Below are 25,335 nucleotides of genomic sequence, written 5' to 3' on the forward strand. Positions count from 1 at the left end.
CTCATTTGCCCATGGCGGTCACGCGCGGCGCGGGCGATACTGCGGCCCATTGCCAGGAGGCCATGCCATGCCCACAGAAAATGCCCAGTTGATCACCCGTTTCTACGAGGCATTCCAGCGCCTCGACGCCGAGGAGATGGCGCGCTGCTACGCGCCGGACGTGCGCTTCAGCGACCCGGCCTTCGGCGAACTGAACGGCGAAGATGCTCGCGACATGTGGCGCATGCTGACCACCCGGGCCAGGAGTTTCTCCCTGACCTTCAGCGACGTGCACGCCGATGCCAGCAGTGGCAGCGCCAATTGGGTGGCCAGCTACCTGTTCCCGCAGACCGGGCGCACGGTGGTCAACCGCATCCACGCTTCGTTCGTTATTCGTGATGGGCTGATCGTCGAGCACCAGGATCACTTCGACATGTGGCGCTGGGCCACCCAGGCGCTTGGTTTCAAAGGCATGCTGCTGGGTTGGACGCCACTATTGAAAAACGCCGTGCGCAAGCAGGCGCGCAGCGGCCTGCGGCAGTTCCAGACCGTCCGTGCGTCAGGCGGGCAGCACGGCGTAGAAGCGCGCAGCTGAACGGAGTGGTACGCTCTCCGGTCAGAATCTTCGCTGACGAATGCCCGAGCGTATGTAAAGGCTCCATTCGTTCAGTGAATGCCCGTCCGCCAGAGTATTTCGATCATGAGTGTTATGTCCCTATCTCCCCGTAAAGCCAAAGCCTGGAGTGTGCACGCGGTAACCGCGAGCGGAGTCATCCTCGGTATGCTGGCGTTGCTTGCATTGATCGAGGGGCGCGCGGAAAGCTGCCTGCTGTGGCTGGGGCTGGCGCTGCTGGTCGACGGCCTGGACGGTACCCTGGCGCGCAAATACGACGTCAAGGTGGTGCTGCCGCACTTCGACGGTTCCACCCTCGATCTGGTGATCGACTACCTCACCTACGTGTTCATCCCGGCGATCTTCGTCTATCGCTTCATCCCGCTGCCCGAGTACACGCTGCTGCTGTCGGTCGGCATCATTCTGCTGTCGTCGCTGTTCTGCTTCTGCAACGTCAACATGAAGAGCAAGGACAACTACTTCGTCGGCTTCCCGGCGGCGTGGAACGTGGTGGTGGTGTACCTCTACCTGCTGGACTTCGAGCCCTGGGTGACCTTCGCGGTGATCATGGTGCTGGCCGGCCTGACCCTGACCCGCATGAAGTTCCTGCACCCGTTCCGGGTCAAGCAGTTCATGCCGATCAACATCGCCGTGACCATGGTGTGGATGTTCGCCTGTGCCGGGCTGATCATCCAGTTCCCGGCCCAGCCGGCATGGCTGCTGGTGCTGTGGGGCCTGTCCTCGGCGTACTTCGTGGGTATGTGCGTATGGCGTTCGGCCCGCGAGTGGTTCGCCTGATCGCCAGCGATGAGCGTTACCGCGGATAAGGCCTGGTTCGTCTATCTGGTGCGCGCCGCCAACGGCGCGCTTTACTGCGGCATCAGCGATGATCCGCAGCGGCGCTTTGCCCAGCACCAGAGCGGCAAGGGCGCCCGCTTCTTCTTCTCCAGCCCGGCAGTGGCCCTGGTCTACAGCGAAAGCTGCAGTGGCAAGGGCGATGCCTTGCGCCGTGAGCGGGCGATCAAGCGCCTCGGCAAGGGCGCCAAGGAGGCCCTGGTGGCCACCGGCAGTCTGATGCATGTGCCTGATAAGCAGCCATCGATCTGAGTGAGGGTCGCTTGGGGTAAGCTGCAAGGCTCATCCCAGCTGGAGGTTGCGTCATGTCCGAGTTGATTCTGCATCACTACCCCACATCGCCTTTCGCCGAAAAGGCCCGCCTGCTGCTGGGCTTCAAGGATCTGGCCTGGCGTTCGGTGCAGATTCCGCCGGTGATGCCCAAGCCGGACCTCACCGCGCTGACTGGCGGCTACCGCAAGACGCCGGTGCTGCAGATTGGCGCCGACATCTACTGCGACACCGCCCTGATCGCCCGCCGCCTCGAAGCGTATCAGCCGCAGCCGGCGTTGTTGCCAGACGCCCAGGCGTTCGCCATTGCCACCTTCGCCCAGTGGGCCGACTCGGTGGTGTTCCAGCATGCGGTCAGCCTGGTGTTCCAGCCCGAATCCATCGCTGTGCGGTTCGCCAAGGCACCGCCGGAATTCGTGCAGACCTTTATCGCCGACCGCAGCAAGCTGTTCTCGGGCGGTCAGGCTACCCGGCTGCCGGCCGAGCAAGCCAAACACCAGTGGCCGGTGTTCATGGCGCGGCTGCAGGCGCAACTGCAGGCCAGCGGTGGCCAGTTCCTGTTCGGTGAGCCAAGCCTGGCCGATATCGCCATGGCGCATCCGTTGTGGTTCCTGCGCGCAACGCCGGTAACCTCGCCGCTGGTCGATGGCTACCCGACCGTGGTCGCCTGGCTGGAGCGGGTGCTGGCACGCGGGCATGGCAAGCTGGAGGAGCTGAGCAGCGAGGCAGCCGTCGAGATCGCCCGCGCCGCCACTCCAGCGCCACTGCCTGACGAGGCCTTTACGGATCTCAATGGTTTTGTCAGCGGTCAGGCCGTCGCTATCTCGGCGGTCGATTACGGTGTGGAGGCGGTGGAGGGCGAGCTGGTGTTCGCCGGTGTGGAAGAGCTGATCCTGCGCCGAGAAGACCCCCGCGCCGGTGTCGTGCATGTGCACTTCCCGCGGCTAGGGTTTTCTATCAAAGGGCTCTAAGGGTTAGAGCCAGGGCAGTTGTGCATTACTCCTGTGGGAACGGGCCATGCCCGTGATTTTTTCGCGGGCATGGCCCGCTCCCACAGGTTCTGCGCAATGGCCGCATTTGGCTTTTAGTCGTAGGATGGGTCGGGCCGCGTAGGTGGAACCCATCAATGGCCGATGGGTTTCACCCATCCTACGCGGCCCGACCTACGGCTTTGGCCCTATCCCCTATCGCTGATCCGGCAACAAGAAATTCCCCGGCCCTGCATCTTCCAGGGTCGGCACCTCGGCTTCGTCCTTCAGATCGACGCCCGACAGCTGACGGCGGCAGGCCTCGCGCATCAGGTACATCAGGCGGAAGGTCGCCATGCCGTAGCTCAGGCCTTCCAGGCGCACGTTGGAGATGCAGTTGCGGTAGGCGTCGTTGAGGCCGACCCGCGGTGCGTAGGTGAAGTACAGGCCCAGGCTGTCCGGTGAGCTGAGCCCCGGGCGTTCGCCGATCAGGATCACCGTCATCATCGCGCCGAGCCTTTCGCCTATCTCGTCTGCAACCGCCACTCGGCCTTGCTCGACCAAGGTGATGGGGGCCAGTTTCCAGCCTTCCTCGCTCACCTGCTCCAGCAGTTTTTCCAGAAACGGCAGGCTGTGGCGGCGCACGGCCAGGGACGACAAACCATCGGCAATGACGATGGCCAGGTCGTAGCCACGGCCCTTTTCCTTGGCGTAGTCATCCAGCGCACTGGCGGACTCTTCGTTCAGACGGCGGCCCAGGTCCGGGCGCTGCAGGTAGATATGCCGGTCCGTCGCGGCGCTCTGTACCAGCAAGCTGTCGAGCCCGCGCCCTTGCAGCTCTTCGCGCAGGCCTTCGTGGTCGAAGGGCAGGTGCACGGCGTCACGCGCCTGGGCGTGGGCGAACTGGAAGTCCAGCTGTGCGGCAGTCGGCAGGCTGGTGCCGGCACGACCCAGGGCGATGCGCGCCGGAGTCAGCTGGCGCAGCTGCTGCCAGGGATTCTCGATGGCGGGGGATTTCTCAGACATGGCGACCTCTCAAGCCAATTGCGCCAGGGCCTGGCGAAATGCCGGCGGCAGTTCGTTGCCCATGCTCAGGCGGCCGCCCTGTTGCTGGAAGATGCCCATGCGCGCCAGCCAGGCCTCGAACTCCGGCGCTGCGTGCAGGCCGAGCACCTTGCGGGCGTACAACGCATCATGGAACGAGGTGGTCTGGTAGTTGAGCATCACGTCGTCGGAGCCGGGAATGCCCATGATGAAGTTGATGCCGGCGGTGCCGAGCAGGGTCAGCAGGGTGTCCATGTCGTCCTGGTCGGCTTCGGCATGGTTGGTGTAGCAGATGTCGCAGCCCATGGGCACGCCCAGCAGCTTGCCGCAGAAGTGATCTTCCAGGCCGGCACGGATGATCTGCTTGCCGTTGTACAGGTACTCGGGGCCGATGAAACCGACCACGGTGTTGACCAGAAACGGGTTGAAATGCCGGGCTACCGCGTAGGCGCGGGTTTCGCAGGTCTGCTGGTCGACGTTGTGGTTGGCGTTGGCCGACAGCGCGCTGCCCTGGCCGGTCTCGAAATACATCAGGTTGTTGCCCAGGGTGCCGCGCTTGAGGCTCAGGCCGGCTTCGTAGCCTTCCTGCAGCACCTTCAGGGTCACGCCGAAACTGGCGTTGGCCGCCTCGGTGCCGGCGATCGACTGGAACACCAGGTCCAGCGGCGCGCCACGTTCGATGGCGGCGATGGAGCTGGTGACGTGGGTCAGCACGCAGGACTGGGTGGGGATCTCGTAGCGCTGGATGATGGCATCGAGCATGTCCACCAGCGCGCGGATCGAGCTGGCGCTGTCGGTGGCCGGGTTGATGCCGATCATCGCATCGCCGTTACCGTACAGCAGGCCGTCGAGGATGCTCGCGGCGATGCCCGCCGGGTCGTCGGTCGGGTGGTTGGGCTGCAGCCGCGTGGACATCCGCCCGCGCAGCCCCATGGTGTTGCGGAACTTGGTGACCACACGGGTCTTCTGGGCGACCAGCACCAGGTCCTGCACACGCATGATCTTCGACACCGCTGCGGCCATTTCCGGGGTCAACCCCGGCGCCAGTGCAGTCAGGCTGGCCTCGTCGGCGGCGTCGCCGAGCAGCCAGTCGCGCAGGCCGCCCACGGTCAGGTCGCTGACCGGCGTGAAGGCGTCGGTATCGTGGGTGTCGATGATCAGCCGGGTGACTTCGTCCTGTTCATAGGGGATGACCGCCTCCTGCAGGAAGTGCTTGAGCGGTACATCGGCCAGGGCCATCTGCGCCGCGGCGCGCTCGGCATCGCTCTGCGCAGCGACCTCGGCCAGGTAATCGCCGGAGCGTGCCGGGCTGGCCTTGGCCATCAGTTCGCGCAGGCTGTCGAAGCGCCAGGTCATGTTGCCGATGGTGTGGGTAAAGCGAGCCATATCATTTCTCCCGGACACCTCTAAAAACTACCTGCGTTGTCATCGCTGCGTTGAAAACAGGATCGGAATGCTCATGTACAAAAGTACACTCCGCTTCCTCACCTGTTTTCGCCTTACGCTGACTGCCTCGCCTACGTTTTTAGAAGTGTCCTCATTGTCGTGGCCGCTGGGGCCAATCAGCGCAGGGAGCGTTCGGCGGCCTGGATGGCGGCGAACTCTTCCTCCGGTGTGCCGGACACCAGGTGGTGGCGGCTGTACAAGGCGAAGTAGGCAATGAACAGAGCGTAGATGATGGCAGCGCCGATCACGACGCGCAGGTCGACCAGGAAGCAGGCCACCAGCGCCACGGCAGCCAGCACCAGCGCCACCGACGACGTCAGCACGCCACCAGGGGTGCGATAGGGGCGCGGCATGTCAGGACGGCGGCTGCGCAGGGTGATGTGCGCCGCCATCATCAGCACATAGGACACTGTGGCGCCGAATACCGCGACCAGAATCAGCAGGTCGCCCTGGCCGGTCAGGGACAGGCCGAAGCCGATGATGCCCGGTACGATCAGCGCCATCACCGGCGCCTTGTTGCGGTTGGTCAGCGACAGGCTGCGTGGCAGGTAGCCGGCGCGCGACAGGGCGAAGATCTGCCGCGAATAGGCGTAGATGATCGAGAAGAAGCTGGCGATCAGACCCGCCAGGCCGATCAGGTTGACGAACTGGCTCATCCAGGTGGAACCGCCGTAGACCTTGACCAGCGACTCCACCAGCGGGTTGCCCGACGCCACCAGCGACTGCGCGCCGGCGGCGCCAGGGCCGACCAGCAGGATCAGCCCGGCAAACACCAGCAGCACCAGCACCGCGCCGATCAGGCCGCGGGGCAGGTCGCGCTTGGGATCCTTGGTTTCCTCGGCGGCCAGCGGCACGCCTTCGACCGCCAGGAAGAACCAGATGCCGTAGGGCAGGGCGGCCCAGATGCCCAGGTAGCCGAACGGCAGGAAGCTGCTGGCACCATTGGCTTCGGTCGGCGGGATGTCGAACAGGTTGGCGACCTGGAAGTGCGGCGCCATGGCGACGATGTACACGCCCAGGGCGATGGCGGCCACCGCGGTGATGACGAACATCAGCTTCAGCGCCTCGCCGGCACCGAGGATGTGGATGCCGATGAACACCACGTAGAACACCAGGTAGATGATCCAGCCGCCAACCCCGAACAAGGACTCGCAGTAGGCGCCGATAAAGCAGGCGATGGCCGCTGGCGCGATGGCGTATTCGATAAGGATCGCCGTGCCGGTCAGGAAGCCGCCCCAGGGACCGAACGCGGTGCGGGTGAAACCATAGCCGCCGCCGGCAGTGGGGATCATCGACGACAGCTCGGCCAGCGAGAAGCACATGCACAGGTACATGGTCGCCATCAGCAGGGTGGCGATGAACATGCCGCCCCAGCCGCCTTGCGCCAGGCCGAAGTTCCAGCCGGCGTAGTCGCCGGAAATCACGTAGGCCACGCCGAGGCCGATCAACAGGATCCAGCCAGCGGCGCCTTGCTTCAGTTGCCGGTTGGCAAAGTAGTCGGCGCTGACCGCTTCGGTTTCCACACCGCCTTGCGAGGGTGTGGCGATTGTCTCTTTGGACATGTTGGGACTCCTTCATGCCCGCCAGCAGGTGGCGGGCGCCGCTTCATGGGTTGGCTATCGATGGCAAATCGGCAGTTCAGAAGAAGCCCAGTGGGTTGATGTCGTAGCTGATCAGCAGGTTCTTGGTCTGCTGATAGTGGTCGAGCATCATCTTGTGGGTTTCGCGCCCGACCCCGGACTTCTTGTAGCCGCCAAAGGCAGCGTGCGCCGGGTACAGGTGGTAGCAGTTGGTCCATACGCGGCCGGCCTTGATGCCACGGCCCATGCGGTAGGCGCGGTTGATGTCGCGCGTCCACACGCCGGCGCCCAGGCCGAACTCGGTGTCGTTGGCAATCGCCAGGGCTTCGGCTTCGTCCTTGAAGGTGGTCACGCCCACCACCGGGCCGAAGATTTCCTCCTGGAACACGCGCATCTTGTTGGTGCCCTTGAGCAGGGTCGGCTGGATGTAATAGCCGCCGGCCAGATCGCCTTCGAGTTTCTCGGTGGCGCCGCCGGCGAGCAGCTCGGCGCCCTCCTGCTGGGCGATCTCCAGGTAGCTGAGGATCTTGTCGTACTGCTGCTGCGAGGCCTGGGCGCCGACCATGGTCTCGGTGTCCAGCGGGTTGCCGCGCTTGATCGACTTGACCTTCTTCATCACCTCGACCATGAACGGCTCGAAGATCGACTCCTGCACCAACGCCCGCGATGGGCAGGTGCACACCTCGCCCTGGTTGAAGAAGGCCAGCACCAGGCCTTCGGCGGCCTTCTCGATAAACGCCGGCTCGGCCTGCATGATGTCTTCGAAGAACAGGTTCGGGCTCTTGCCGCCCAGCTCCACGGTGCTCGGGATGATGTTGGCGGCGGCGCATTTCATGATGTGCGAGCCGACCGGGGTGGAGCCGGTGAAGGCGATCTTGGCGATGCGCGTGCTGGTGGCCAGGGCCTCGCCGGCTTCGCGGCCAAAGCCCTGGACGATATTCAGCACGCCGGGCGGCAGCAGGTCGCCGACCAGTTCGGCGAATACGCTGATCGACAGCGGCGTCTGCTCGGCCGGCTTGAGCACCACGCAGTTGCCGGCCGCCAGGGCCGGCGCGAGCTTCCAGGCGGCCATCAGCAGCGGGAAGTTCCACGGGATGATCTGCCCGACCACGCCCAGCGGCTCGTGGAAGTGATAGGAGGCGGTGTGTTCGTTGATCTCCGCGGCAGTGCCTTCCTGGGCGCGAATGCAGCCGGCGAAATAACGGAAGTGGTCGGCGGCCAGCGGCACGTCGGCATTCAGGGTTTCACGCACGGCCTTGCCGTTGTCCCAGGTTTCCGCCACGGCGAGCAGCTCGAGGTTGGCTTCGATACGGTCGGCGATCTTCAGCAGGATCAGCGCGCGATCCTGCACCGACGTCTTGCCCCAGGCCTCCGCGGCGGCGTGGGCAGCATCCAGGGCCTTGTCGATGTCCTTGGCGTCGGAGCGCGGGAATTCGCCGATGGTCGAGGCATCCACCGGGCTGGTGTTGGTGAAGTACTGGCCACCCACCGGCGCGACGAACTCGCCGCCGATGTAGTTGCCGTAGCGCGCTTTCAAGGTAACGACGGCGCCTGCGGTACCTGGTTTGGCATAGATCATTGAAATTCTCCCAGTACGATTTCTTGTAGTTGTCAGGGCGGGGTCGTTCGCACGACCGGGGCTCGCCTGCACTATGAGACGATTTCATGTGGCCGACTTGACGCTAGGCGAGGCTGGCTGTTCTGCAAGGTCAAATTTGCAGCGCCGTTCGAGCCTTGTCGTGGCGAGTCAAATGCCGTGCGTCGTTTCAGTGCGGGTGTTTCCAAATGACTCGTTTTGGGGCTTTGTCGATTGTGCGTTTGCCAGGGGTGATGCGCGGATACCCGCAGGCAGCGGTTCCTGGCGGCTCGTTGAATAACCGGCGTGCTTCTTGCTTTTAGACACAAATTGTCACCAAGGAGGCGCCATGAGCTCCGTTTTCGTCCAGCCCGACCTTTCCGCTGGCTTGTCCTTTATGGCCGGCGGGCAAAGCAACAATGGCGTATTGGCTGCAGCAGCCAGTGGCCTGTGCGGCTTTATCGAAAAGCACGGCGGCGATCCGGATCGCGTGCTTGGGGTTTCCGGCATCGATCCCGAATCCCTGCGCCACCCCACGCTGAGCCTGGCCTTGCCCAATTACTGCCAGGTGCTGGAGGAGGCGTCGCGCCAGTCGGGTTGCGACAACTTCGGCCTGTACTACGGCCAGCAGTTCAAACCGCAAGCCCTGGGGCTGCTCGGCTATATCGGCCTGTGCTCGGCCACCGTCGAGCAGGCGCTGATCAACTTCGCCCGCGCTTTTCCGCTGCACCAGCGCAACAGCCTGATCCGCCTGGTGGACGAGGGCGAGTGCTACCGCTTCGACTATCAGGTGCGCCACGGGGCGATTCTCTGCCGCCGTCAGGATGCCGAGTTGACCCTGGGCATGGCCCTCAACCTGGTGCGCCATGTGCTCGGCCCGCAGTGGGCGCCGCGCGCGGTGCACTTCGAGCACCCACGCCCAGAGCACTGGCACGAGCACTGCAAAGTCTTCGATGCGCCGGTGTACTTCGAGCAACCGTTCAACTCCCTGGTCATCCCCAAGCGCGGCCTGGATCGCGCCATGCCCCAGGGCGATCCCATCCTGCTGCTGGTGATGCAGGACTCGCTCAGCCAACTCAGCAACCTCAGCGGGCGCGGTGAACGTGACCTGGCCGACGACGTGCGCGAACAGATTCGCCAGCAATTGCTGATGGGCGAGCCGGTATTGGAGCTGGCGGCCGAACAGCTGGGCATGAGCAGCTGGTCACTGCAGCGCCGCCTGCGTGACCTGGGCCTGACCTTTTCCACGATGGTCGACAAAGTGCGTTGCGAACTCGCCACCCACTACCTGCGCCAACACCAACTGCCCATCTCCAACCTGGCACCGCTGCTCGGCTATTCGGAAGTCAGCGCCTTCTCCCGCGCCTTCCGCCGCTGGTTCGGCGTCAGCCCACGGCAGTGGCGGCATGAGAGCGATGGGGTAGGTGGGCGTCGGCACTGAGTGGCTGGCTGTGTGAGGCCAATGGCCGTTGTGCAAAAGCGCTGGCTCTGTTTTGGCGGCTAGCTAGTGGCCAGGAGGCCAATACGTCAGCCCCTCTATGGCACCCCTTACAAGCGGTGCATCTAACCGGCTCCCGTCCAAAAATGGGAAACGAAGTCCCGGTGCCTCGAGTCTGAAACCCTACTCGGTGAATGTGGGCAGCGAGTCTTGACTGAGCTGCAGCGTTCGGCCGACTTTGCGATGGCTTGCGGATCGCTTTTTCGAGCGGTCGCGATCAACGCCCCTTATCTCGTAGCCCACGGAGCCTGCGCATGACTATCGATTTTCGACGTGGCGAATGGCTGAATCGTCCCGCCACCTCAGCGGTTTCGGAACACAGCCTGACGATGACCACCGAGCAGAAAACGGATTTCTGGCGCGAGACCCATTATGGCTTTACCCGCGACACGGGGCACTTTCTCGGCGTTGCCACCGCCGACGGTTTCACCGCGACAATCCGCATTCAGGGCGAATTCCGCGCCCTGTACGACCAGGCCGGCCTGATGGTGCGGATCGACGAGAAACGTTGGGTAAAGACCGGAGTGGAGTTCACCGACGGGCAAGCGTTTCTCAGCACCGTCGTCACCGACGGAAAATCGGATTGGTCGGTCTCGCAGCCATTCAAGGAGTTGGAAGACTTCTACATCCGCGTCACCCTTGCCAACGGCGCGATGCGTATCCAGGCGTCCCGCGACGGACGCTTCTGGCCACTGCTGCGGCTGGCCCCGTTCCCGCTTGCCGATACCTACCAGGTCGGCCCCACGGCCTGCACCCCGGAGCGAAGCGGGCTTGTCGTGCGCTTCTCGGAGTTTGCAATTGACCCGGCCACCAGCAAAGACCTTCACGACCTGACGTGATGGCCCGCTGGCGGAGCGCGAATACCGCAACCCTTTACGCATCGAGAAGGCGGTGGGCTAGTTTGATTTCAGCATTGCACCTTAACAGGGACAAAAGGGGATAGGGGAAAGGGGGCAGACTTAGCTATTGGGCTGACTATTTGCTTCCGGACAGTTATTGCCCATCGCAACCGGCCACCTCGGATCGACTACGTCACTGCCGGCAGTCGACGACGACGGGCAGATATCTGTCTGAAGCGGTCACCTCGAGTGTTTTGGGCTATCTACGAAGTCAGGGGCGATTCGAAAAATCCCATTCTTTAGTAAAAATCATAATAAAGCGCCCACTCCCCCGTTTCGATATGCTTCCAGAACATCAGGCTGCCATTGTCGACTACGTTCAGGTTGATCTTGGCGTCCGACGAGATTTGGAACACAAACTCGAAGCCTTCACCCGGATCTACCCCCGATTGGCAGAAAGAGGGGTAACCACCGATCTTGTGTTCGTAGGTATGAGTAATCAGATCGTAATAACTTTCTATCACGCCTTCTCGCTCCATTTTAGATATCTCGTGTTCCAGATCCTCCGGGATACCTCCACCATCCCACAGCGGAAAGTCCTCCTGCACAACTTCTGCTCTCAGCGGGAAGGGTTTGAGGAACGAACCCTCTACTGGAAGTGCCTTGCGCACCAATATGTCATCCGGCCCATATTCGCGGATGACCCAATTACTTCCCATCGGCTCAAAGTGCTCCGGAAGCGGGGCGGATACAAACACCGTCAGTACACGGACTCCTGTTAGCAACGGGCTGTTGAAGGGTAAGTTGGGCAGGTAGAACTGTGCATAGGGAAGCAACGGTTGTCCGGCCTGATTGGTAGGTACCTCTTCGTCGGGACGGAACAGAAAGACGTTGCCGAGCCAGCTTTCTTCACCCGTATCTGCAGGGCGGAAACCTCCAGCTATCAACTTTACGGCGGGGCGGGCCAGGCGCTGCTTGATTTCTTGATGATATAAATCTTCCTTGTCGGTATATACGATTTCCCAGCCAGGCGTTTTTTGCCAATCTTCACCGATGCCTTTCAGACAAACCGTTTATTGGTGGTTTGATTGATATAAGGCATTTCTGGGCGATTGCAGGCGTCAGGAAGAAGGAACTGGGCTGGTAGTGACCTGGTTCGCATACGAACCCCATCACCAGACAATCGGCTTGTTGTCCCAGGCCCAGAAGCTCCCGCTGTCGTCCGGCCCGTGGGTGCCTACCAGTTCGATAATGCGATCGGCCGAGAACGCCGGTTCGAACAGTTGCCCTTCAGGTACGTTGCCCTGGAAGGGCTGGGACAGCTGGGTGTCTGTCGTGCCGGGGTGTATCGCCAGGACGGTAGCGGCCGGATTGAGGCGTTTCAGCTCGATACTGGCCGTGTGCAGTAGCTGGTTGAGTGCCGCCTTGCTGGCGCGGTAGCTGTACCAGCCGCCCAGGCGGTTATCGCCAATGGAGCCGACCCTTGCCGAGAGCGCCACGAAGGTAGCGGGTTGTTTGCGCAGCAACGGCAGCAGATGCTTGAGCAGCAGGATCGGCGCGAAGGTGTTGGTCGCGAAGGTCGCCTGCAGGCTCGCCAGGGTCAGTTGCGACAGGGCCTTTTCGGCTTTGGCGCCATCCTGATGAAGAATGCCCAGGGTGCTGATGACCAGGTGCAGATGCTCGCATTGCTCAAGAATCGTGCTCACCAGCGCTTCCAGAGCGTGCTCATCGCGGGCGTCGCAGTCGAGCCGTTTCAGGCGCTGTCCATATCGCTCGGCCAGCTCCGCCAGCTCTGTAGAGGTGCTGGCTTGTCGCGCCACGGCCCAGACCTGGGCCACGTCATTTCGAGCCAGCAGGGCTGTGCACAGTGCCAAACCGATACCTCGGCTGGCGCCGGCTATCAGCACCCGTGCATCGCTGTTCAGTTCGGGTAGCAAACGCATGACGCACCTTGGGAACATGGCTTAAGTGCTTTTATGACTTCGGCGCAGGGCATGGCGTTCAGGCCGCCAGCACGACTCAATACGCCGCCAGAATCCCCTGCGGGTTGTAGCCGTGGATCACCGTGCCGTTGACCTGCAGCACCGGCACACCACGACCGCCCAGGGCGTCGTAGGCGCGGCGGGCTTCGGGGGATTTCTCGATGTCCCGTTCGGTGTAGGGGATGCCGCGTTCACCGAGAAACTCGCGGGTCTGGGCGCAGTAGCCGCACCAACTGGTGGCGTAGAGGATGACCTCAGCCTGGCCGGCCACCTGCTGCGGTTTGCCCAGCAGCATCGGCTCGATACGATCCCAGTGTTGCCAGGCGGCGAGCGCCGCGAGAATCAGCAAAATCCGTTTCATGCTGCAGCCCCTCTGATCAGGTCGTTCAGTCTTTACGGCGTTTCAACTGGTCGGTCAACTGGGTGGGCAGGTTGCGAATGGTCAGGGTGTCGGAGGCTTCGTCGTATTCGATCTTGGAGCCCAGCAGGTGGGCCTCGAAGCTGATCGACAGGCCTTCGGCGCGGCCGGTGAAGCGGCGGAACTGGTTCAGGGTGCGTTTATCCGCGGGGATCTCCGGCGACAGGCCGTAATCCTTGTTGCGGATATGGTCGTAGAAGGCCTTGGGGCGTTCTTCGTCGATCAGCCCGGAGAGTTCTTCCAGGGTCATCGGCTCGCCCATCTTGGCCTGGCTGGTGGCGTAGTCGACCAAGGTGTCGGTCTTCGCGCGGGCCTGTTCTTCGGGCAGATCCTCGCTCTCGACGAAGTCGCTGAAGGCCTTGAGCAGGGTGCGCGTCTCGCTCGGCGAGTCGACGCCTTCCTGGCAGCCGATGAAGTCGCGGAAGTACTCCGAGACCTTCTTGCCGTTCTTGCCCTTGATGAACGAGATGTATTGCTTGGACTGCTTGTTGTTGCGCCATTCGCTGATGTTGATGCGCGCCGCCAGGTGCAACTGGCCGAGGTCCAGGTGCTTGGCCGGGGTCACGTCCAGCGCGTCGTTCACTGCCACGCCCTCGCTGTGGTGCAGCAGGGCGATGGCCAGGTAATCGGTCATGCCCTGCTGGTAGTGGGCGAACAGCACGTGGCCACCGGTGGACAGGTTGGATTCTTCCATCAGCTTCTGCAGGTGCTCGACGGCCTGGCGGCTGAAGGCGGTGAAATCCTCGCCGTCTTCCAGGTAGGTCTTCAGCCAGCCGCTGAACGGATAAGCGCCGGATTCCTCGTGGAAGAAGCCCCAGGCCTTGCCCTGCTTGGCGTTGTAGCTGTCGTTGAGGTCGGCCAGCATGTTCTCGATGGCCTGGGAGGCGCCCAGTTCGCTGTCGCGGGCGTGCAGCACGGCGGGCGTGCCATCGGGCTTCTTGTCGATCAGGTGGACGATGCAGTGACGGATCGGCATGGGAGGTCCTTGTAACAGCGAGTTGGCGGCGGCCGGTAATTGTACCCGAGCAGGCCGTCACAGGTGCAGCGTGCCGGCCTTGTGGTCAGTAACGCGCCGCAATAGAGTGCCGGCTGACATTCGATGACCAGGGAAGGGCGCTCCATGTCCGTTTTCAACGCCAATGCTCAGCTTCCTTCGCCAGCGCTGCTGGAGCGCGTGGAGGCGCTGATCGACCGCGGCCTGCATCTGCAGGCCTACGCCCTGGCCAGCGAGCAGGGCGACCCGCGTTACTGGCAGGGCGCCGAGGCCATGGGCTGCATGGCGCGCCTGGCCGGGCACATCGGTGCGCCGCGGCTGGCCGACGTGCTGACCTGGCTGGCGTACCGCCGCTACCCGCAATCGGCTCCGGCGCGTTTGCGTTTCCTGCGCATGCAGATGGCCCGGCGTGGGCATTACCGTGCCTGGCGCCTGTTGCAGGGCTTTGGCGACTGGCTGCCGATCGAAGCGCCGCTACGGGCCGAATGGCTGTCGTTCAAGGCCTACCTGTACGCCTCGTTGCGCGACTTCGAAACCGCCCAGGCCCTCTACGAGCAGGCCTGCCAGCATGGCGACGATGACCTGTGGCTGCTGGTCGAGCGCAGCCATGGCCTGGAGCTGGAAGATCGCCGTGAAGAGGCCCTGGCGCTGTGCGAGCAGGTGTTGGCCCGCCAGCCGGACTTTCGCTCGGCGCTGACCCAGGCGGCCGGCCTGCAGCTGCAACTGGGGCAGACCGAAGCGGCGCTGCAACTGCTGCGCCGCGGTGCCCGGGAGATGGAGAGCGCGGCGATCTGCGCGCACCTGGTCAACCTGCTGATCGAACGTGAAGAACTCGACGAGGCCAGCACCTGGCTCGACCACATGCACACGCTGCAGCGTATCGAGGAGCGCAGCTCCAGCGACTGGATCGCCGCGCGCCGCTGCGACATCGCCTGTCTGCAGGGCGATCATGCCGCCGGCCGGCAGTTGGCGGAGAAGGCCGGCGGCGGTTTCTACGAGAAGATCCAGGCACATCTGGCCAGCCCCTCCGGGCGCCGGGTGCTGCTGCCCGTGCCCTTCGTGCGCCAGCACCACATGACCTGCGTGCCGGCGACCCTGACGGCGATTTCCGATTACTGGGGCAAGCGCGTCGAGCACCTCGAGGTCGCCGAGGAGATCTGCTACGACGGCACCACGCACCAGGCAGAGCGCGCCTGGGCCGAGCGCAACGGCTACCTGGCGGTGGAGTTCACCGCGGACTGGGCCAGCAGCCGTGCGCTGATCGACCGCGGCATTCCCTTCACCCTGACCCTGCAATACACCGGCAGCGGGCACCTGCAGGCGCTGGTCGGCTACGACGAGCCGCGCGGTACGCTGCTGGTGCGTGACCCGGCGCAGCCCCACCATGGCGAGAGCCTGGCCGAGCTGCTGTTCGAGTCGCAACGCGCTTCCGGGCCGCGCGGCATGCTGCTGTTGCCGGCCGAACAGGCTTCGCGTCTGGACGCTCTGAGCCTGCCGGACCGCGAATTGTGGGATCACTATTACCGCTTCACCAGCGCCTTGGAAGTGCATCGGCGTGACGAGGCGCTGGCGGCCTACCAGGCCTTGCAAGCCCTGAGCCCCGAGCATCGGCTGACCTGGCAGGCGCAGCGTTCACTGGGCTGGTACGACGGCCAGGAACGCCAAGTGCTGCAGGGCACCGAGGCCCTGCTGGCGCAGTTTCCCGAGGATGCCAACCTGATCCTCTCCAAGGCCACCTCACTGGCCCAGTTGCAGCCGCGCGGCGTGCAGCTCGCGTGGCTCGGCGAGCATTGTCAGCAGCGCTGGAACGAGCCGACCATCAGCGTGCGCTATGCCGAGCTGCTCAGCGAGGACGGCCGCTGCCATGAGCAGGTGGCCGGCATTCTGCAGCGCGTGCTGCTGCAGACGCCCACCCAGGCCCGCGCCTGGAACACCCTGGCCAGCCTGCGCTGGGGTGAGGACCGCCGCGAGGAAGCCTGCCAGCTGTATCGCCTGGCAGCGTGCCTGCACCCCTCCCACGAGGGCTACGCGGTGCAGTACTTCCGTGCCCTGCGTGCGCTGGGCAGAACCGCCGAGGGCCTGCAGTTCCTCGAGCGCCGCCAGGCGCGGCTGGGCCGTCTGGCGGCGGCGCCGAGCCTGACCCTCAGCGAAACCCTGGAGGAAATGCAGCGCCCCTACGAGGCGCAGGCGCTGCTGGAGCAGGCGCTAACCTGGCGCCCGGCAGATGGCGAGTTGCTGCTTGGCCTGGCCGAGCACCATGGGCGTAACGGTGATGCCCAGGCCTGCCAGGCACTGCTCACCCAGGCCGAGCCCTTGTGCCGGCGGGCGGCGTGGTTGCGTGCGGCGGTGCAGGCCGGCATGCGGCGCATGGACGAGCCGCGCCAGACCCTGGCCTGGGCACGTGAGGCCGCCATGCTCGAGCCCCTGGCGGTAGGCGCGCACCGCTTGTGCGTGACGCTGCTGGAGCAGGGCGAGGGCAGCGAGGCTGCCGACGCCTATGTCGACGCGCTGGCCACCGAGTATCCGCACCATCTGGGCATCGCCGAGCTGCAGGTCGAGCGTGCCAAGCGGCGTTCCCTGCCGGCGACCGAGCAGGCACTGCGGCGCCTGCTGGACAATCACCCGGAACACGCCTGGACGCTGCGCGAGCTGGGCGGTTGCCTGGCACGCCAGGGGCGGCGCGACGAGGCCCTGGAAGTCTGCCGGCAGGCCGGCCTGGTCGATGCGCAGAACACCTATTTCCACTCCACCCACGGTTTCGTGCTGCTGCAGGACGGCCAGCGCGAGGCCGCCCGCGAAGCCTTCCAGCGAGCCCTGGGCCTGTTCGCCGACAACGAATACGCCAGCAACATGCTGCTCGATACGTGCGAAAGCCAGCAGCAGGCCGTCGACACGCTGGCCGCGATCCATGCCGAGCTGACCCGCCAGGTGACCTTCGGTGATGGCTGGCTGGCCTATGAACAGCAGGCCCAGCGCCTGCTGGAACCGCAGGTGCTGCTCGAGCAACTGTGCGCGGCCCTCGGCCAACGCGAGGATCTCTGGCACCTGTGGGTGGTGGTCGCCCGTCAGCAGGCGCGCATGGAGCAGTACGCGGCAGCAGCTGACACCCTGGGCCGGGCCATCGAGCGCTTCCCCCTGTTGCCGCGGCTGTCGCTGGAACTGGCGCGCCTGCACAAGCACCAGGGCGAGCTGGACGCCTGCTGCCAGGCCCTGCAGGAAAGTTTCCGTATCAACCCGCTGTGGACGCCCACGGTGAGCCTGCACGTCGACTGCCTGCTGGAGCAGGGCGAGCGCCTCGACGAGGCCGAGCAGCAGTTGCGCCGGGTGCTCGCGCAAGTGCCCGAGGACACCGAGCTGCGTGCCTACCTGGCCTATGTACTTGGGCGTCGCGATGCCTTCGCCGAGGCCGCCGACCAGGCCGAGCGGGTGCTGCGTGCCGAGCCCGGCCACGAGTGGGCGTGGAATCAGCTCAAGTACTACGCCGAGAAATTGCAGGCCGAAGGACGCCCGCTGCAGCTGGCCAGGCAACTGGTGGAAAACCGCCCCGGCGACGTCGATGCCTGGCTCGCCCTGGCTGACCTGGATGACGACCGTGAGGCGCGGGAGAAAGCCCTGCGCACGGCGCTGCTGTACAGTCCGCGCAGCCGCGCGATCAACGACCGTCTGCTGCAGCTGTTGATGGAAGGCGAACGCTTCGCCGAGGTTCGCGAGCTGCTCGCCGCGCCCTGCTGGGAAGGCAAACCGCCGGTGGAAATGGCCCTGTATGGCCCGCGAGCCCTGCGCGGCGAAGGGGATGCCGGGGCCATCGAGGCGCTGCGCGCGCTGCTGGTACAGCATCCGGACTACTACGATGGCTGGCGGCAGCTGGCCGACTGGCACGATGAAGATGGCCAGTACCCAGCCTATATCGTTGCCGCCCGGGAAATGGTGCGCCTGGAACCGCGGCTGGCCATGGCCCATGGTTTTCTTGGCCACGCGCTATTGCTCAACGGCGACAAGGCCGAAGCGCTGCCGGCCTTCGAGCAGGCCTGGGCACTGGATGGGCGCTACGGCTTCGCGGCGTTCAATACCTTCGACCTGCTGCGCGAACTGCAGGGGCCGGGCACGGCCCTGGAACGCCTGGATGCCTTGCTCGAGGCCGGTGACCCGGTCGCTGCCTGGCGACGTGTGCTGCCCCTGGCCAGGGGCAACGGCGACAAGGCCTTGCTGCAGCGCGCGCTGACTGCGCTGGCCAGCGACCCGGCGGGCGAGACCAATTGGGAGCAGGATGTCGCCGGCTTCGCCGTGCGCGAACCGGTGCTGCGCCAGGTGCTGGATGCCGGCGTGGCGGCGGGCGAACTGCACAGCGCGGCCGTGGAAACCTGGCTGGGCTGGCGCACCCACGACATGCTCAGCAACCTGACCCTGTCAGCCGCCTTCAGCAAGGCGCTGCGCAACGATCCCCAGCATGCCGCCAAGTGCGCCATGTTCCGCTTGCTGGGCAGTCAGCGGCACGCCAACCGCATCCTGCTGGGCTCCACCCTCAAGCGCTGTCGCCAGGCGTTGGCCGAAAGCCCCGATGTATGGGGCGCCGCCAGTTATGCGCTGATCGAGAGCAAGCGCTATCGCCTGATGTTCGAGACCCTGAGCGACTGGCGCCGACCGGACACGCCCGCCTGGGCCCTGGACAACCTGGCGCTGGCCTACCGCTTGCGCGGCATGGACGTGCTGGCGGCCGAGGTGTCGCGCCTGTCATTGGAGCGTTATCCATCAGGCACCGATGGGCGCGTCTGGCTGGCGGTCGATGCCGCGCTGGCGGGCGATCAGGCCGAGCTCAATGCCCTGATCGAGAGCCTGCAGGACACCTCCATGCGCGACTACTACCGTGCGCTGTTCAAGCTGGCCCAAGCCGCTGCCACTGCCGACCCGGCGCAGGCCCGCGAGACCCTGCGCCAGGCCGAGGACATGGCTGGCTACGGGCACCTGCCGTTCTGGCGCTTGCGCCAGCGCCTCGGCGTACGCCTGGGCTGGCACGGCGAGTTTCCGCCGGCGCGTTTGCGTTGGCAGTTAAGGCGCTGGTGGAAGGGCTGAGAACCTATTCACGATCTGCTGCGCGTCGGCGCTCCTGCGTTAAAAACCAAGCTCGGAATGCTCATTTACCCCACGTAAACTCCGCTTCCTCGCTTGTTTTTGCCTTGGATCGCTCTAGCTCGCGAGATCCTGAACAGGTTCTGAGCGCAAGGTGATCGCGCGGCGTGCCTGGCGCAGGCGGTCGAGCACGAACAGGATGCCGAGCAGGCCGATGGCGTAGAGCGCGTCGACGCCGAGCATCAGCAGAATGCCGATACAGAGCAGGGCGCTGACGCCGGCGAGCCAGCGCCACAGGCCCTGCAGCAGCACCCAGCCAGCGGCCATGCTGAGCAGGTAGATGACCACGAAGTTGCCGTTGGCGTAGCGGATCAGCTGGTCGAGTGGCAGGGCCAGGGCCCAGATCAGCGTGGTGCTCAGGGCGCAGCTGAGCACCACCAGCAGCAGCGCCCTGGCCGGGACGCCATTGGCGTTACGGCTGGCCAGGGTGCGCGGCAGCTTGCCTTCGTCGGCCAGGCTCCAGATCAACCGCGCGAAGCCCTGGATGTACACGTTCATCGAGGCGAAACAGGCGAGATAGCCAATGCTCGCGCTGAGCCAGCGCGCCTGATCACCGAGCAGCACATCGAGCATGCGCGGCAGCGAGGCGGCATCGGTGCGCACATCGCCGTAGGCATGAAAACTCAGCACCGCCACCGAGCACGCCCAGTACACCAGGCCGGCGAGCAGCACGCCGAGCAGCAGTGCCAGGGGGAAGTCACGCTGCGGGTTCTTGAATTCCTCGCCCAGATGGGTGAAGGCCTCGATACCCACGAAGCACCAGAACATCACGCCCAGCGCCACGGGTAGTAACTGCCAGTTACCCGCCAGCGGCGGCAGCAGAGGTTGCTCGGCGTGGGGCAGGTCACCCTTGAACCAGATCAATGCAATGGTGGCGACGATGGCCAGGGCGATGGCGATCTGCACACTGCCCGAGGTGCGCGCCGGCCGCTGGCCGAGCAACAGGATGATGCCCAGGGTTGCCAGCTGGATGGCCAGCACCGCCAGGTCGCTCAGCTCGAACAGGGCATGCCAGAACCCGCTGGCGATATTCAGTGCCGCCGGCAGGCCGACCGGAATCACCGCCAGAAACAGAAACGCGCTCATGCGCTCCATGCGTGCACCGAATGCGCGGCCGATCAGGTGCGGTGCGCCGCCGGCATGGGGGTAATGGCGGCCGAGCTGAGCGAAGGTGAAGGCCATCGGCAGAATCAGCACGATCAGCAGCAGCCAGGCCCACAGCGAGATCTCGCCAGCGGCCGTGGCGGCCAGCGCCGGGATCACGAAAATCCCGGTGCCCAGCAGCGAAGTGCACAACAAACCAATCCCTTGCAGCAGCCCCAATTCCTTGTTCAATCGACTCATGTTGTATGCTCTCGCTCGTCTGACGCGGCCGCCGGCAAGGCGCCTGTCGGCCTGGCTGCCATGGTACGGCCGCCTCGCTTGTACGGCTGCTGGCGAAGCGTCGCGGATCGCCGACGAAACGGCGGCAATGGCCGTCATCCTGTTTGCAGAGAGCCCGAGTGGATAAGTTCGATCAACGCATCATCGCCTTGCTGTGCGCCGACGCGCGCCTGACCGTCACCGAGGTCGCCCGCCAGGTCAACCTGTCACGCTCGGCGGTGAGCGAGCGCATCCGCCAGTTGGAAGCCAGCGGCGTCATCCAGGGCTATCACGCGCGCATCGCCGAACCTGACGCGGTGGTGGTCAAGGCCTACCTGGAGCTGTTCTACAAGGGCGGGCGCTGCGAACACTACGTCGAGCGCATGCGCGCCTTCCCGGAAGTGCGGCGCTGCTCGGGCATCAGCGGCGAGACGGATATGCTGATCTACATCGAGGCCGCGTCCATGGAGCGCCTCGCCGAAGTGCGCGGCGAAATCGAAAACCTGCCGGGGGTGTTCAAGGTCAAGACCCATATGGTGGTGAAGGATTGGGTGATGTGAGGCGCAACGGTTCTGCTCCGATATTGGTGCTGCTCCCCGGCATGGATGGCACCGGTTCGCTGTTCCAGCCGCTCATCGATCAACTCGGATGCTCTTTCGATAGCCGAGTGGTTCGCTACCCCGCTACCGAAGTTCTGGGTTATGAGGCCTTGCAGCGCCTGGTTATCTCATCGCTGCCCAAGGACGAGCCGTTCGTGCTCCTTGGGGAGTCGTTCTCCGGGCCTATCGCGATATCGATTGCCGCCGCCCAGCCACCTGGCCTGACCGGCTTGATTCTATGCAGCACCTTTGCCGTAAGCCCGCGTCCGCTTATCACCGCACTTTGGCCGCTGGCCAGGGCCTTGTCGCCCAGACGGGCGCCCAGTGCAGCTCTCGATTACTTGCTGCTGGGTCGTTATTCGAGCACGGCACTGCGTTCCGCACTGGCATCGGCAGTCAGCCAATTATCGGCCGCTGCTTTTTCCGCCAGGATGAGGGCCGTCCATACCGTCAATGTGCTGGCGAAACTGAAATCCATTTCAGTACCCGTGCTGTATCTCCAGGCAACGGAGGACAGGCTGGTTCCGCCGTCCTCCTGCGCCCTTGTACAACGTGAGCTCCCCGCCATTCGCGTGGTCTCGATCACGGCTCCGCACTGCTTGCTTCAGGCGGCTGCGGGTGATGCTGCCTTGGCCATCGGCACATTTGCCGAACAGCTTTAAAATTCCTGGCGGCGTAAGCTGGGACTGCTTCCTCTTCATCCGCACGCTCAAGCACCACCGTTGCCGAGGGCCGGTAACCGGTTCACTCGCTTGCGGTGGATAAAGGGGGTGGCGGTACGCCCTGATCCTACTTGCTGGAGGCGCTATGACGATTGTTCGAGGCAGTACAGACTGCGGCAACTCACCAAAGAACCTTTTTGTGCAAACCGTTGCAGTGGCCTTGGTGAGCGGTGAATTCATTGCGGATGCTTTCGCCGAAAGCGCCTCATGGCACCACCCAGGCGGCGTGATGGAAGGTCGCTCTGCTATCGGTGAGTGGCTCGCCCGGCAGCCCAAACCCGCCGAGGTAACCATTGCCCACGCGATTTCCCATGGTCGCGTTGGCGCTGCCAATGGCACCCTGAACCTGGACGGCCAGCCACGCCGGTTCGCCTTCTTATTCGAGTTCACCAACACAAAAGCCAATGTCGTGTCCCGGATCGAGAGCTACGACTAGTGGCCAGGGCGGATCGTGCCTTTGCACACTGCGGCCAAGGTCGATTGCCTGTCTGCACTTATGGTGGGTGCCAGGAGCATTGCGTCCACCGTCCCTACCAAGGCTGCCACGGAGTTACTGCATGCTGTTCGCTGATGCTTTCAAGTACAAGAAATGGGCGAATGAGGAGCTGCTCGCGCTGGGCGAGCGCCAGCTAGAACAGCTTCCCGAGCACGATGCGGAGTTCTTTGTCCGCATCCTCAATCACACCACGGTCGTCGACAGCCTTTTCATCAGTCGCCTGTCTGGTGAGGCGGAGCGCTACGGTGCTGACAACACCCGCGAGACGCCCACATTTACAGAACTCAAGGCACGTATCGCACAGAACGATGCCTGGCTCGTCGACTTCGCCCAGCGTGCGACAGCCGAGGAGTTACAGCGCGTTATCGCCTTCCGGTTTACCGATGGCGACCATGGCCGGCTTTCAGTGGAAGAGGTGCTGCTGCACCTGCTCACCCATGGCAGCAACCATCGCGGCATGGCGTCACGAACGCTGGCCATTCACGGCCTCGAACGCCCGAAGGATACCTTTACCCGGTATCTGCACGAGGCACAGCCGGGCAGACGCGAGCTTGCCCGTGAAGCGCTCGGCTGAGCCTCGTGCTCGCCCTGAGAGTCTGTTCACGATCTTTTTAGACGACATTAAAGAGGCTGCTACAAGGCAGAAGCGGCCGTTCCCTACGTAGGGTGGACAACGCTCTTTTTGTCCACCATTGCGCTCGCAGAGCGGTGGACGGATGAAGCGTAGTCCACCCTACGAAAGGCCGCTTCCGCCACTTTGCAGTCAAAGCGCTTAAGTCGAGCCGAAAGATCGTGAACAGGTTCTAAGCGGCTAACCCCGCCATGTAGTCCGGCATCAGCAATTGCCAGTCGCCCTCGGGCATCGCCCCACGGTGACGTTTCATCTGGCGCATGTCATCGGTCGTGCGCCAACGGCGGCGGAGCGGGGGGCATGGCGGGGCACCTCTGGGAGAGCGCCGCGATGTTGGCAGGCGGGTTGTGATGAACCGGCAAACAAAGGTGGAAAAAACCTTAGCTGGCGGGCTGGAAGGTCACTTCAAAGCAGCTGCCCACCACCGGCAGGCTGTGCACGCTGATCTGCCAGCCCTGGTGGGCGCAGATCCGCTTGACCAGCGACAACCCCAGGCCGAGCCCTTCGCCACGGGCCTGCTCGCCGCGCACGAAGGGGTCGAAGATCTGCTCATGTTGCTGCTCGGGAATGCCCACGCCGCTGTCCTCGACGCGAAAGCCATCCGCCAGCAGGGTCAGTTTCACGAAGCCGGTTTCGGTGTAGTGCAGGGCATTGCGCAACAGGTTGGCCATCACCGTGCGCAGCAGGGTGGGGTTGTAGACACCCTCGTGCAGCGCCTGTACCTCGACCTGGAAGTCCAGGCCCTTTTCGCGCATCAGCGGTGCCCAGGTTTCCACCTGCTCGTCGGCGATCTGCCGCAGGCTGGCACTGCCGGCGAACAGGGTTTCGCTACCTTTCACCCGGGCCAACTGCAGGAAGGTCTGCACCAGGTCCTGCATTTCCGCGCTGGCCCGTTCGATGCGCTGCACCTGCTTGCGCTGCATCGGCTGCAGGTCGACCTGGGAGAGCAGCTCGCAGGAACTGGCGATGACCATCAGCGGCGTGCGCAGCTCGTGGCTGACGTCGCTGGTGAACAGCCGCTCGCGCTCCAGGGACTGGCGCAGGCGGCCCAGGGTGCTGTCGAAGGCGGCGGCGAGCTGGCCCACTTCGTCGTCCGGGTACTCCGGTGCCAGGGCCGGCGCCAGGGGCAGGAGCTGGTCGCGGTGGCGCACCTGATTGGCCAGCTTGCTGACCGGGCGCATCACCCGCTCGGACATCAGCCAGCCCAGCACCAGGGCGCCGAGCACCGACAGCAGAAAGCCCGCCAGTACCACGTTGAACAGCACCTGCTCGCGTTTCTCGAAGTCGCTCTGTTCCTGCACCAGCAGGTAGCGGTCGCCGTCGATCACCTGGGTGAAGATATAGAACGCCCGTTCGCCTTCGAGCTGCTCGCTGAAACCTTCCGGCAGGTCGGCATAGCGCTGCGGAATGGCGTACTGCGGGTAGTTGGAGGCGAAGAACCGGGTACGCGAATCCAGGCGCGGCGCCTGGCCGCTCTTCAGGTCCTGCTGCACCACCACGCCCAGTTCCAGGGCCAGTTCCGCGGACACCAGGTGCTCCTCGATCAGGTGCACGATGGCCACGATGCTCAGGGAAAACACCCCGCTGACCAGGATGGTCATGGTCGCGAAGGCGATCAGGATGCGCCGGCGAAACGGCTGCTTACGCTGCATCGGGGGTCGCTGCCAGGCGGTAGCCCACACCGTGCACGGTGTGCAGCAGGGCCGTGGCGAAGGGCTTGTCGATGGCCTGGCGCAGCTGATGAATATGGCTGCGCAGGCTGTCGCTGTCCGGGCAGTCGTCGCCCCACAGGGCTTCCTCCAGCGCCTCGCGGCGCACCACGGCGGGCGAGCGCTGCATCAGGATGGCCAGCAGCTTCATGCCCAGCGGGTTGAGTTTGATCGGCAGGCCGGCGCGGGTCACGCTGAGCATATCGAGGTCGTAGGCCAGGTCGGCGACTTCCAGCAAGCGCCGGCGATTGCCCTGGGAGCGGCGCAGGATGGCCTCGATGCGCGCCACCAGCTCGGACAGCGCGAAGGGCTTGATCAGGTAATCGTCGGCGCCGGCGCTCAGGCCCTGCAGGCGGTCTTCGAGGGCATCGCGGGCGGTGAGCATGAGGATCGGGATGCTGCTGCGCGCCTCTTCACGCAGGCGCCGGCACAGCTGGTAGCCGTCCAGACCGGGCAGCATGATATCCAGCACGATCAGGTCGTAGTGCCCCTGGGTGGCCAGGTGCAGGCCGCTTAGGCCGTCCTGGGCGCAATCGGCCGTGTACCCCTTGAGCTGCAGATAATCGAGGATATTGGCCAGGATGTCGCGGTTGTCTTCGATCACCAGAATGCGCATGCAACCTTCTC

General features: G+C 64.4%; 22 protein-coding genes. 11 read left to right on the forward strand and 11 right to left on the reverse strand.

Features of this window, described 5'->3' with window-relative positions; translation table 11 throughout:
• Window positions 1–67: 67 nt before the first annotated feature.
• The 4 genes from QYS36_RS04630 to QYS36_RS04645 all read left to right on the forward strand — a co-directional run bounded on the left by QYS36_RS04630 (window position 68) and on the right by QYS36_RS04645 (window position 2,688).
• Window positions 68–574, forward strand: coding sequence for a nuclear transport factor 2 family protein (locus tag QYS36_RS04630; RefSeq protein WP_308838383.1), 507 nt, complete (start codon window positions 68–70; stop codon window positions 572–574).
• Between the two features lie 105 nt (window positions 575–679).
• Window positions 680–1,390, forward strand: coding sequence for a phosphatidylcholine synthase (pcsA, locus tag QYS36_RS04635; RefSeq protein WP_308838384.1), 711 nt, complete (start codon window positions 680–682; stop codon window positions 1,388–1,390).
• Window positions 1,391–1,399: 9 nt separating this feature from the next.
• The gene (locus tag QYS36_RS04640) at window positions 1,400–1,699 is read left to right on the forward strand and encodes a GIY-YIG nuclease family protein (RefSeq protein WP_308838385.1); all 300 of its coding nucleotides are present in this window, start codon (window positions 1,400–1,402) and stop codon (window positions 1,697–1,699) included.
• Window positions 1,700–1,752: 53 nt separating this feature from the next.
• On the forward strand, window positions 1,753–2,688 hold the full coding sequence (locus QYS36_RS04645) for a glutathione S-transferase family protein (protein ID WP_308838386.1): 936 nt from the start codon (window positions 1,753–1,755) through the stop codon (window positions 2,686–2,688).
• Window positions 2,689–2,901: 213 nt separating this feature from the next.
• Here QYS36_RS04645 and eutC read toward each other — a convergent pair whose 3' ends face one another.
• The 4 genes from eutC to QYS36_RS04665 form a co-directional block, all read right to left on the reverse strand.
• On the reverse strand, window positions 2,902–3,711 hold the full coding sequence (gene eutC / locus QYS36_RS04650; RefSeq protein WP_308838387.1) for an ethanolamine ammonia-lyase subunit EutC: 810 nt from the start codon (window positions 3,709–3,711) through the stop codon (window positions 2,902–2,904).
• A 9-nt stretch (window positions 3,712–3,720) separates the two neighbouring features.
• The gene (locus tag QYS36_RS04655; RefSeq protein WP_308838388.1) at window positions 3,721–5,115 is read right to left on the reverse strand and encodes an ethanolamine ammonia-lyase subunit EutB; all 1,395 of its coding nucleotides are present in this window, start codon (window positions 5,113–5,115) and stop codon (window positions 3,721–3,723) included.
• A gap of 176 nt (window positions 5,116–5,291) precedes the next feature.
• Window positions 5,292–6,737 (reverse strand): ethanolamine permease, encoded by a 1,446-nt coding sequence (gene eat, locus QYS36_RS04660; RefSeq protein WP_308838389.1) that lies wholly within the window; start codon window positions 6,735–6,737, stop codon window positions 5,292–5,294.
• A gap of 76 nt (window positions 6,738–6,813) precedes the next feature.
• Window positions 6,814–8,334 carry an aldehyde dehydrogenase family protein gene (locus tag QYS36_RS04665; protein WP_308838390.1) on the reverse strand — a complete coding sequence of 507 codons (1,521 nt, stop codon included), beginning with the start codon at window positions 8,332–8,334 and terminating at the stop codon, window positions 6,814–6,816.
• 346 nt (window positions 8,335–8,680) lie between these two features.
• On the opposite strand from QYS36_RS04665, the gene QYS36_RS04670 reads away from it, so the two are divergent.
• Together QYS36_RS04670 and QYS36_RS04675 are read left to right on the forward strand one after the other, a co-directional pair.
• Complete coding sequence (locus QYS36_RS04670) at window positions 8,681–9,772, forward strand: AraC family transcriptional regulator (RefSeq protein ID WP_308838391.1); 1,092 nt, start codon at window positions 8,681–8,683, stop codon at window positions 9,770–9,772.
• 311 nt (window positions 9,773–10,083) lie between these two features.
• On the forward strand, window positions 10,084–10,668 hold the full coding sequence (locus QYS36_RS04675) for a DUF1349 domain-containing protein (protein WP_308838392.1): 585 nt from the start codon (window positions 10,084–10,086) through the stop codon (window positions 10,666–10,668).
• A gap of 299 nt (window positions 10,669–10,967) precedes the next feature.
• Here QYS36_RS04675 and QYS36_RS04680 read toward each other — a convergent pair whose 3' ends face one another.
• The 4 genes from QYS36_RS04680 to yejK form a co-directional block, all read right to left on the reverse strand.
• Window positions 10,968–11,615 (reverse strand): DUF1963 domain-containing protein, encoded by a 648-nt coding sequence (locus QYS36_RS04680; RefSeq protein WP_308838393.1) that lies wholly within the window; start codon window positions 11,613–11,615, stop codon window positions 10,968–10,970.
• A 225-nt stretch (window positions 11,616–11,840) separates the two neighbouring features.
• The gene (locus tag QYS36_RS04685) at window positions 11,841–12,611 is read right to left on the reverse strand and encodes an SDR family NAD(P)-dependent oxidoreductase (RefSeq protein WP_308838394.1); all 771 of its coding nucleotides are present in this window, start codon (window positions 12,609–12,611) and stop codon (window positions 11,841–11,843) included.
• A gap of 76 nt (window positions 12,612–12,687) precedes the next feature.
• The gene (locus tag QYS36_RS04690) at window positions 12,688–13,011 is read right to left on the reverse strand and encodes a glutaredoxin family protein (protein WP_308838395.1); all 324 of its coding nucleotides are present in this window, start codon (window positions 13,009–13,011) and stop codon (window positions 12,688–12,690) included.
• Window positions 13,012–13,036: 25 nt separating this feature from the next.
• The gene (gene yejK / locus QYS36_RS04695; RefSeq protein WP_070888005.1) at window positions 13,037–14,044 is read right to left on the reverse strand and encodes a nucleoid-associated protein YejK; all 1,008 of its coding nucleotides are present in this window, start codon (window positions 14,042–14,044) and stop codon (window positions 13,037–13,039) included.
• A gap of 144 nt (window positions 14,045–14,188) precedes the next feature.
• Here yejK and QYS36_RS04700 point away from each other — a divergent pair, with 144 nt between their 5' ends.
• The gene (locus QYS36_RS04700) at window positions 14,189–19,132 is read left to right on the forward strand and encodes a C39 family peptidase (protein ID WP_308838396.1); all 4,944 of its coding nucleotides are present in this window, start codon (window positions 14,189–14,191) and stop codon (window positions 19,130–19,132) included.
• 114 nt (window positions 19,133–19,246) lie between these two features.
• On the opposite strand, the gene yjeH is transcribed toward QYS36_RS04700, so the two are convergent.
• Window positions 19,247–20,533, reverse strand: coding sequence for an L-methionine/branched-chain amino acid transporter (yjeH, locus tag QYS36_RS04705; protein ID WP_308838397.1), 1,287 nt, complete (start codon window positions 20,531–20,533; stop codon window positions 19,247–19,249).
• Window positions 20,534–20,691: 158 nt separating this feature from the next.
• On the opposite strand from yjeH, the gene QYS36_RS04710 reads away from it, so the two are divergent.
• From QYS36_RS04710 to QYS36_RS04725, 4 genes are all read left to right on the forward strand, one after another.
• Window positions 20,692–21,111, forward strand: coding sequence for an Lrp/AsnC family transcriptional regulator (locus QYS36_RS04710; RefSeq protein WP_073267198.1), 420 nt, complete (start codon window positions 20,692–20,694; stop codon window positions 21,109–21,111).
• Window positions 21,108–21,812 carry an alpha/beta fold hydrolase gene (locus QYS36_RS04715; RefSeq protein WP_308838398.1) on the forward strand — a complete coding sequence of 235 codons (705 nt, stop codon included), beginning with the start codon at window positions 21,108–21,110 and terminating at the stop codon, window positions 21,810–21,812. Before QYS36_RS04710 ends, QYS36_RS04715 begins: the two co-directional genes overlap by 4 nt.
• Window positions 21,813–21,957: 145 nt before the next feature.
• Entirely contained in the window at window positions 21,958–22,308 is a 351-nt protein-coding gene (locus tag QYS36_RS04720) for a nuclear transport factor 2 family protein (protein ID WP_308838399.1), read from the forward strand.
• A 121-nt stretch (window positions 22,309–22,429) separates the two neighbouring features.
• Window positions 22,430–22,942, forward strand: coding sequence for a DinB family protein (locus QYS36_RS04725; protein WP_308838400.1), 513 nt, complete (start codon window positions 22,430–22,432; stop codon window positions 22,940–22,942).
• A 437-nt stretch (window positions 22,943–23,379) separates the two neighbouring features.
• On the opposite strand, the gene QYS36_RS04730 is transcribed toward QYS36_RS04725, so the two are convergent.
• Together QYS36_RS04730 and QYS36_RS04735 are read right to left on the reverse strand one after the other, a co-directional pair.
• Window positions 23,380–24,651, reverse strand: a complete 1,272-nt coding sequence (locus tag QYS36_RS04730) for a HAMP domain-containing sensor histidine kinase (protein ID WP_308838401.1) — start codon at window positions 24,649–24,651, stop codon at window positions 23,380–23,382.
• Window positions 24,641–25,324: a response regulator transcription factor gene (locus QYS36_RS04735; protein ID WP_308838402.1), complete on the reverse strand. Its 684-nt coding sequence runs from the start codon at window positions 25,322–25,324 to the stop codon at window positions 24,641–24,643. Before QYS36_RS04735 ends, QYS36_RS04730 begins: the two co-directional genes overlap by 11 nt.
• Window positions 25,325–25,335 lie beyond the last annotated feature (11 nt).

This window comes from Pseudomonas sp. G34 (genome assembly GCF_031119625.1).
Taxonomy (GTDB): Bacteria; Pseudomonadota; Gammaproteobacteria; order Pseudomonadales; family Pseudomonadaceae; genus Aquipseudomonas.

Excerpts from the sequence above, each read along its gene's own strand:
- QYS36_RS04630 (WP_308838383.1), top strand. The coding sequence starts at position 68 with ATGCCCACAGAAAATGCCCAGTTGATCACCCGTTTCTACGAGGCATTC.
- pcsA (WP_308838384.1), top strand. The coding sequence starts at position 680 with ATGAGTGTTATGTCCCTATCTCCCCGTAAAGCCAAAGCCTGGAGTGTG.
- QYS36_RS04640 (WP_308838385.1), top strand. The coding sequence starts at position 1,400 with ATGAGCGTTACCGCGGATAAGGCCTGGTTCGTCTATCTGGTGCGCGCC.
- QYS36_RS04645 (WP_308838386.1), top strand. The coding sequence starts at position 1,753 with ATGTCCGAGTTGATTCTGCATCACTACCCCACATCGCCTTTCGCCGAA.
- eutC (WP_308838387.1), bottom strand. The coding sequence starts at position 3,711 with ATGTCTGAGAAATCCCCCGCCATCGAGAATCCCTGGCAGCAGCTGCGC.
- QYS36_RS04655 (WP_308838388.1), bottom strand. The coding sequence starts at position 5,115 with ATGGCTCGCTTTACCCACACCATCGGCAACATGACCTGGCGCTTCGAC.
- eat (WP_308838389.1), bottom strand. The coding sequence starts at position 6,737 with ATGTCCAAAGAGACAATCGCCACACCCTCGCAAGGCGGTGTGGAAACC.
- QYS36_RS04665 (WP_308838390.1), bottom strand. The coding sequence starts at position 8,334 with ATGATCTATGCCAAACCAGGTACCGCAGGCGCCGTCGTTACCTTGAAA.
- QYS36_RS04670 (WP_308838391.1), top strand. The coding sequence starts at position 8,681 with ATGAGCTCCGTTTTCGTCCAGCCCGACCTTTCCGCTGGCTTGTCCTTT.
- QYS36_RS04675 (WP_308838392.1), top strand. The coding sequence starts at position 10,084 with ATGACTATCGATTTTCGACGTGGCGAATGGCTGAATCGTCCCGCCACC.
- QYS36_RS04685 (WP_308838394.1), bottom strand. The coding sequence starts at position 12,611 with ATGCGTTTGCTACCCGAACTGAACAGCGATGCACGGGTGCTGATAGCC.
- QYS36_RS04690 (WP_308838395.1), bottom strand. The coding sequence starts at position 13,011 with ATGAAACGGATTTTGCTGATTCTCGCGGCGCTCGCCGCCTGGCAACAC.
- yejK (WP_070888005.1), bottom strand. The coding sequence starts at position 14,044 with ATGCCGATCCGTCACTGCATCGTCCACCTGATCGACAAGAAGCCCGAT.
- QYS36_RS04700 (WP_308838396.1), top strand. The coding sequence starts at position 14,189 with ATGTCCGTTTTCAACGCCAATGCTCAGCTTCCTTCGCCAGCGCTGCTG.
- yjeH (WP_308838397.1), bottom strand. The coding sequence starts at position 20,533 with ATGAGTCGATTGAACAAGGAATTGGGGCTGCTGCAAGGGATTGGTTTG.
- QYS36_RS04720 (WP_308838399.1), top strand. The coding sequence starts at position 21,958 with ATGACGATTGTTCGAGGCAGTACAGACTGCGGCAACTCACCAAAGAAC.
- QYS36_RS04725 (WP_308838400.1), top strand. The coding sequence starts at position 22,430 with ATGCTGTTCGCTGATGCTTTCAAGTACAAGAAATGGGCGAATGAGGAG.
- QYS36_RS04730 (WP_308838401.1), bottom strand. The coding sequence starts at position 24,651 with ATGCAGCGTAAGCAGCCGTTTCGCCGGCGCATCCTGATCGCCTTCGCG.
- QYS36_RS04735 (WP_308838402.1), bottom strand. The coding sequence starts at position 25,324 with ATGCGCATTCTGGTGATCGAAGACAACCGCGACATCCTGGCCAATATC.